Here is a 6685-nt window from a genome sequence, read left to right on the forward strand (position 1 = left end):
GGTCCCCGTCCCCAGGGCGGTGCGCGTCCCGGCGGCTCGGGTGGTCCCCGTCCCCAGGGCGGCCCCCGCCCGGGCGCCCCGCGCCCCAACCCCGGCATGATGCCGGGCACCTCCTCGGTGCCGCGTCCCGGCGCCCCGGCCCGCGGCGGTCAGGGCGGACGGGGCGGGCGCCCCGGCGCCGGTGGGCGCGGCCCGGGTGCCGGCGGCGCCGGTGCGCCGCGCAGCGGAGCTGGCTTCGGCGGTCCCCGCGGTGGGCGCGGTGGACGGGGCTCGACCCAGGGCGCCTTCGGGCGCGGCGGCGGAGCCCCGCGCGGACGCAAGTCCAAGCGGGCCAAGCGCCAGGAGTTCGAGCAGCAGTCGGCCCCGTCGATCGGCGGCGTCATCGTCCCGCGCGGTGACGGCTCCACCCCGGTGCGCGTGCGCCAGGGCGCCACGTTGACCGATCTGGCTGAGAAGATCAACGCCAATCCGGCGGCACTGGTCACGGTGCTCTTCCACCTGGGCGAGATGGCCACGGCCACCCAGTCCCTGGACGAGGACACTTTCGCCCTGCTTGGCGCCGAGCTGGGCTACAACGTCCAGATCGTCTCGCCCGAGGATGAGGACCGCGAGCTGCTCGAGTCCTTCGACATCGACCTGGAGGCCGAGGAGGCCGGGGAGGCCGACACCGACCTGCTCCCGCGCCCCCCGGTGGTCACGGTCATGGGACACGTCGACCACGGTAAGACCAAGCTCCTCGACGCGATCCGCTCGACCGACGTCGTCGCCGGCGAGGCGGGTGGCATCACCCAGTCGATCGGCGCCTACCAGGTGCGGGTCCAGTTCGAGGACGAGACCCGTCCGATCACCTTCATCGACACCCCCGGTCACGAGGCCTTCACGGCCATGCGAGCCCGAGGTGCCGAGGTGACCGACATCGCCATCCTCGTCGTGGCTGCCGACGACGGCGTCATGCCGCAGACGGTCGAGGCCCTCAACCACGCCCAGGCGGCGGGGGTGCCGATCGTCGTGGCGGTCAACAAGATCGACAAGGAGGGCGCCAACCCGGACAAGATCCGTGGCCAGCTCACCGAGTACGGCCTCGTGCCCGAGGAGTACGGCGGCGACACGATGTTCGTCGACATCTCCGCCAAGCAGCGGCTCAACATCGACGCCCTTCTCGAGGCCGTCCTGCTCACCGCGGACGCGGCCCTCGACCTGCGCGCCAACCCGAGCACCGACGCGCGCGGCGTGACGATCGAGGCCAAGCTGGACAAGGGGCGCGGCGCCATCTCGACGATCCTCGTCGAGCGCGGCACCCTGCGGGTCGGCGACCCGATCGTGGCGGGCAGAGCCTACGGGCGTGTGCGCGCCATGTTCGACGAGCACGGTCAGCAGATCGAGGAGGTCGGCCCCGCCCGGCCCGCCCTCGTCCTGGGCCTGACGAGCGTGCCCAGCGCGGGCGACTCGTTCATCGTCGCCCCCGACGACCGCACGGCCCGTCAGATCGCCGACAAGCGGGAGGCCGCCGAGCGCGCCGCCCTCCTGGCCAAGCGGCGCAAGCGCGTCTCGCTGGAGAACCTCACCGACGTCCTCAAGGAGGGCAAGGTCGACACCCTCAACCTCATCCTCAAGGGCGACAGCTCGGGTGCGGTCGAGGCGCTGGAGGACTCGCTGCTCAAGATCGACGTGGGCGAGGAGGTCGCCCTGCGCATCATCCACCGCGGTGTCGGTGCGATCACGCAGAACGACGTCAACCTCGCCACGGTGGACTCCGCGGTCATCATCGGCTTCAACGTGCGCCCCGCCGAGCGGGTCGCCGAGCTGGCCGATCGCGAGGGCGTCGACATGAAGTTCTACTCGGTCATCTACCAGGCCCTTGAGGACGTCGAGGCCTCGATGAAGGGCATGCTCAAGCCGATTTACGAGGAGGTGGCGCTGGGCACCGCCGAGATCCGGCAGGTCTTCCACTCCTCGAAGTTCGGCTCCATCGCCGGGTCGATCGTCCGCTCGGGCGTCATCAGGCGCGGTGCCAAGGCCCGCCTCGTGCGTGGCGGCGTCATTGTGGGCCGCGACCTGTCGATCGAGACGCTGCGCCGGGAGAAGGACGATGTCACCGAGGTCCGCGAGGGCTACGAGTGCGGCATCAACCTGGGGTTCAAGGACCTCGCCGAGGGCGATGTCATCGAGACCTGGGAGATGCGAGAGAAGCCGCGCGGCTGAGACCGGAGCCGATCGGTGACCACCGGTCGGGCGCCATGCCTGGTCCCCGGCCCGTAGCGGGCCGGGGACCAGTGCGTGCGGCGGCCCGGGCCGCGTGACCGGTGGTCCGGGCCCCTGCGGCGCAGGGCTCAGATGGAGCGGTGGCGCATGTCGATGGGGAAACCGGTGAGCAGCTCCTCGAGGCTCAGCTCAACGCTGCCCTCGGGGGTGGCCGACGGCGGGAGGGCGGCCCCCCACACGCGGTGACACATGGCCCGCAGGCGGTCGCCGTCGATGAGGTCGACGCCCGCCTCCTGGGCGAAGTCGACCGCGTCGGGGGTGAAGGAGCTCGTGCTCACCACAATCATGGAGTCCGCCCCTTCGACGATATTGGCGCCATGGAGCTTGTGGACGGCGGGCGCACCCACCCCCCGGTCGCCGGGGTGGCAGGCGCAGCGCACGATCGAGGTCGTCCCGTCGCGTCGCAGCCGCAGGTCGAAGCCGCCCCCGCGGGTCCCGGGCAGCTCGGTCTGGTAGCCCATGCCGCGGAACAGGTCGGCGCAGAAGGCCTCGAATCCGGTGGACCGGTTGGCGAACTCGGCGATGACGCCGTCGAGGCTCGAGCCACGGGGGCGGTCCTGCGTGCGCGCCTGGATCGCGCGGAGCTTGGTCTGCTCATGGCGGGAGTAGGCGATGTCGACACCCGCGGCCCGCAGGCTGAGAACGAGGTCGTACATGGCCAGGACGTCCTTGGAGGCCACGCGCCACCGGCCGACCTCGAGCACCGACCAGCTCTTGACCACCCGGTTGCCCGAGCGCCGGTGGTCGCGGGTGCCGTCCTGGATGGCGTAGCGCCACCGGGGGTAGGCCAGGTGGTAAGAGCCCGTCCGCCGCAGTCGCTGGGAGCGGCTGACGCGGAAGCCCCGGGGGATCGCCACCCCCAGGTCGTGCCCGGCGCGCGCCCGCCGGCAGGCCTGGGTCGTGCAGCGCATGCCGACTGCGGCCAGTGTGCACACGACGAGCAGCATGACGGCGAGCAGGACCGATCCCGTCGACACTGAGGCCCTCACGGGAAGCAGACCCAGAAGATCCGTCATCCCGGACAGGGCATCGCTCATGCTTGTGCTCCTTCCACGTCCGTGACCGCGTCCGACTCCACGTGTCCGGCGACCCGTGGCTGCGATGGGACCGCCGGGGTGGGGAGGGTGCGGGCAGAACCGCGGGGAGGGGAACCGGTGAGCGTCCGTGAGGGGCGACATCACCCTCAACACATCGCTTCTAGGATGGTAGTAGCAAGTAGGTTGCTTACAACCTTAGTGATAATACTGTCGCTCAAGTGACACTGTTCTGTGACTCCGCTGCGACCATCAGCCTCGGCCCTGCGGCGGGCCGGCCGGCTCAGTGGCGGGCTGCTTGACGCAGGACGTCGGCGGCGAAGACCGCCACCGCCGACCACACCAGCACCATCGACACCCAGCGCCAGGTCGAGATCTCCTCACCGAAGACCGCCCAGGCCAGGAGGAACTGGATGATCGGGGCGATGTACTGGCTCAGGCCCACCACCGTCAAGGGCACCCTGCGGGTCCCGGCGGCGAAGAGCAGCAGGGGCACGGCCGTCACCGGTCCCGCACCGATGAGCAGGAGCAGGAGGGCGGGGCCGGCCTGCTGCCCCTGGGCGGCCGAGGCGCCGGTGGCCGCCAGCCACCCCAGGTAGCCCAGGGCCAGGGGCAGGACCGCACCGCTCTCGAGTGTCAGGCCGGTCAGCGCGTCCACCTGCCCCGCCACGCGCTTCTTGACCAGGGCGTAGAAGCCGAAGGAGAAGGCCAGCGCCAGGGAGATCCATGGCAGGGATCCCTGCGCGACAACGAGGACGAGGACCGCCGAGGAGGCCAGGGCGATGGCCGCCCACTGCGCCGGTCGCAGCCGCTCGCGCAGGACGAGCGCCGCCAGGGCGACGGTGACCAGGGGGTTGATGAAGTAGCCCAGGGCGGCGTCCGCCGTCCTGCCGGTGTTGACGCCGTAGACGTAGACGCTCCAGTTGACGGTCACCAACGCGCCGCTCAGGCACAAGGAGCCGACCAGTCGCGGCTGGAGCAGGGCGGTGCGCAGCCGCTGCCAGCGGTGCAGCGCCCCGACGAGCACGAGGCAGGTCGCCAGGGTCCAGGTGATGCGGTGACCGATGATCTCGATCGCCCCGGCGGCGTCGAGCAGCTTGAAGTACAGCGGGAAGAATCCCCACAGCAGGTAGCAGCCCAGGACCATGGCCGCTCCCGCCCGGGACAGGCTGGTCGGTCGACGGGGCGGACCGGGGCGCTGACCCATGGGCGGCACTTCCTTTCCGGGGCGTGGTCGTGCCCGGCCTGCGGCGCGGGAACCACACCACCCTAGATGAGTACGTCCACGAGGTGGGGTGGGGGACACGCGCTGGGTGACACGGGTCCGGGGCCCATGATCGAGAAGATCGCGGCCGCCGGCCTGCGCCGGGAGCAGACCGCCGCGTGAGGCGCGCCGCAGCGTCGGCCGGTGGGGGTCTGGCAGAATTCAGCAGCCCGGTCCATCCAGCACCCGAGGAGACAGACATGGCTGACGCCGCCCGCGCCCGCAAGGTCGCCGACCGCATCCACGAAACCGTCGCCCGCCTCCTCCAGGGGCGCATCAAGGACCCGCGCCTGGGCTTCGTGACCATCACCGACGTGCGGGTCACCGGCGACCTCCAGCAGGCCACGATCTTCTACACCGTTTACGGCTCGGACGCCGACCGCCGAGACTCTGCGGCGGCCCTCAGCTCGGCCAAGGGGCTCATCCGCTCCGAGGTCGGCAAGGCTCTGGGCATCCGCCTGACCCCCTCGCTCACCTTCCAGCTCGACGCCCTGCCCACTCAGGCGCGGACCTTTGAGGACGCCCTTGCCCAGGCGCGCGCCAAGGACGAGGAGCTCGCCCGCACCTACGCGGGCGCCACCTACGCGGGGGATGCGGACCCGTACCGGCATGACGACCGCCACGAGGGCGACGGTGAGGCCCGTACGGTCGATGAGGCCGACGCGGCGGGCGAGGAGCGGGGCGAGGCGTGAGCCGGCGCCTGGCCTCCACCGGGGACCGTGGGCCCCGACCGGAGGTCCCCCGCGGGGCGGTCCCCGTCGCCGATGGACTGCTCCTGGTCGACAAGCCGGCGGGGCTGACCAGCCACGACGTCGTTGCCCTGGTCCGCCGGATGGGCGCCACCCGCAAGGTCGGGCACGCCGGAACCCTGGACCCGATGGCCACCGGCCTGCTCGTCCTGGGCGCCGGGCGCGCCACCCGCCTGCTCACCTACCTCGTGGGTGCGGGCAAGCACTACGAGGCCACGCTCCGCCTGGGGCAGGAGACGACGACCGAGGATGCCCACGGCGAAGTGATCTCCGCCTCCGGCTGCCCCGCCCCCAAGGCCTGGGACGGCGGGCCCCAGGGTTTCGAGCGCCGGCTGGCCGAGGCCCTCACGGCGCACACCGGGCCGATCATGCAGGTCCCCAGCGCCGTGTCGGCCATCAAGGTCGACGGCGTGCGGGCCTACAGCCGCGTGCGCAACGGCGAGCAGGTCGAGCTCGTGGCCCGGCCCGTCGTCATCGAGGACCTCGCCATGCGCGGCCAGCCCCGAGCCACCGCCGTCGACGGGACCGCGGTGGTCGACATCGACCTGGGCGTGTCCTGCTCGTCGGGCACCTACGTGCGCGCGCTGGCCAGGGACATCGGTCGTGCGCTGGGCACAGGGGCCCACCTGACCGCCCTGCGGCGCACTCGGGTCGGTCCCTTCGAGGTCTGCGAGGCCCGCACCGTGCCCGCACTGGCCGAGGCCGTCGCCGAGGCGGCCGGGCGCCGGCCCGCCGAGGCCCTGGCGGTCATGCCCCTCTCGGAGGCGGCCGGCCGCTGCTTCGCCGTCGTGGAGCTCTCGGATGAGGAGGCGCGCCGCGTGCGTCATGGCCAGGGCCTGCCACCCGAGGTCCTGGCCCGATCCCGTGGGCGGGCCCATGCCGGCCCTCCGGAGGCCGGGCCGGGCGCGGGGAAGGCCTCGCAGGTGGTGGCCGGGTTCGACCCCGATGGCCGGGTCGTGGCACTGTTAGCATCCAGGGACGGGCGGGTCCGCCCCGTGCTCGTCCTGGATCCCGCCTGACTGGCGGCCCGCCGGAGGCGATCGCCGTCGGGGTCCTGACGCACCGAGGAATGAGCACCCAGGAGGAACTGATGAGCGAGAACACATCGGGCTGCGGCTGCGGCAAGCACCGCCACGCACCCGTCGTCGAGCCCGAGCGCGCCGAGGCCCCTGCCGTCGTCCAGCCCCGGGCGCAGGAGGCGGACGCCAATGGCGTGGTGCCCGGGCGCAAGGCCGGCAACGACCTGGGCCTGCGCGATGCGAGCGCCCCGGGGCGCGGCGGTTGCGGCTGTGGCCACGGCGGTTGCGGCTGCGGCGGCCACCAAGGCTCCCGGCACTGGCGGGCACTGACAGGCTCTGACGGGCGCTGACAGGCTC

The 6685-nt window shown here is 72.5% G+C and carries 6 protein-coding genes; 4 read left to right on the forward strand and 2 right to left on the reverse strand.

The genetic code is table 11. The annotated features are described in order from the left end of the window. Positions 1 to 2202, forward strand: a 2202-nt coding sequence (gene infB / locus Q4C85_RS11540) for a translation initiation factor IF-2 (protein ID WP_303142251.1), incomplete at its 5' end; no start/stop codon positions are given. Positions 2203 to 2330: 128 nt separating this feature from the next. Here the strand turns inward: infB and Q4C85_RS11545 are convergent. Further along, entirely contained in the window at positions 2331 to 3299 is a 969-nt protein-coding gene (locus Q4C85_RS11545; RefSeq protein ID WP_303142254.1) for a restriction endonuclease, read from the reverse strand. 280 nt (positions 3300 to 3579) lie between these two features. Then, complete coding sequence (gene rarD / locus Q4C85_RS11550; protein ID WP_303142256.1) at positions 3580 to 4503, reverse strand: EamA family transporter RarD; 924 nt, start codon at positions 4501 to 4503, stop codon at positions 3580 to 3582. A gap of 257 nt (positions 4504 to 4760) precedes the next feature. Here rarD and rbfA point away from each other — a divergent pair, with 257 nt between their 5' ends. From rbfA to Q4C85_RS11565, 3 genes are all read left to right on the forward strand, one after another. Beyond that, the gene (gene rbfA / locus Q4C85_RS11555; RefSeq protein ID WP_303142259.1) at positions 4761 to 5252 is read left to right on the forward strand and encodes a 30S ribosome-binding factor RbfA; all 492 of its coding nucleotides are present in this window, start codon (positions 4761 to 4763) and stop codon (positions 5250 to 5252) included. Then, entirely contained in the window at positions 5249 to 6328 is a 1080-nt protein-coding gene (truB, locus tag Q4C85_RS11560) for a tRNA pseudouridine(55) synthase TruB (RefSeq protein WP_303142261.1), read from the forward strand. Before rbfA ends, truB begins: the two co-directional genes overlap by 4 nt. A gap of 71 nt (positions 6329 to 6399) precedes the next feature. Further along, positions 6400 to 6678, forward strand: coding sequence for a hypothetical protein (locus Q4C85_RS11565; RefSeq protein ID WP_303142264.1), 279 nt, complete (start codon positions 6400 to 6402; stop codon positions 6676 to 6678). Positions 6679 to 6685: the final 7 nt, after the last annotated feature.

The organism is Actinomyces sp. (genome assembly GCF_030524025.1).
GTDB lineage: Bacteria > Actinomycetota > Actinomycetes > Actinomycetales > Actinomycetaceae > Actinomyces.

Excerpts from the sequence above, each read along its gene's own strand:
- Q4C85_RS11545 (WP_303142254.1), bottom strand. The coding sequence starts at position 3,299 with ATGAGCGATGCCCTGTCCGGGATGACGGATCTTCTGGGTCTGCTTCCC.
- rarD (WP_303142256.1), bottom strand. The coding sequence starts at position 4,503 with ATGGGTCAGCGCCCCGGTCCGCCCCGTCGACCGACCAGCCTGTCCCGG.
- rbfA (WP_303142259.1), top strand. The coding sequence starts at position 4,761 with ATGGCTGACGCCGCCCGCGCCCGCAAGGTCGCCGACCGCATCCACGAA.
- Q4C85_RS11565 (WP_303142264.1), top strand. The coding sequence starts at position 6,400 with ATGAGCGAGAACACATCGGGCTGCGGCTGCGGCAAGCACCGCCACGCA.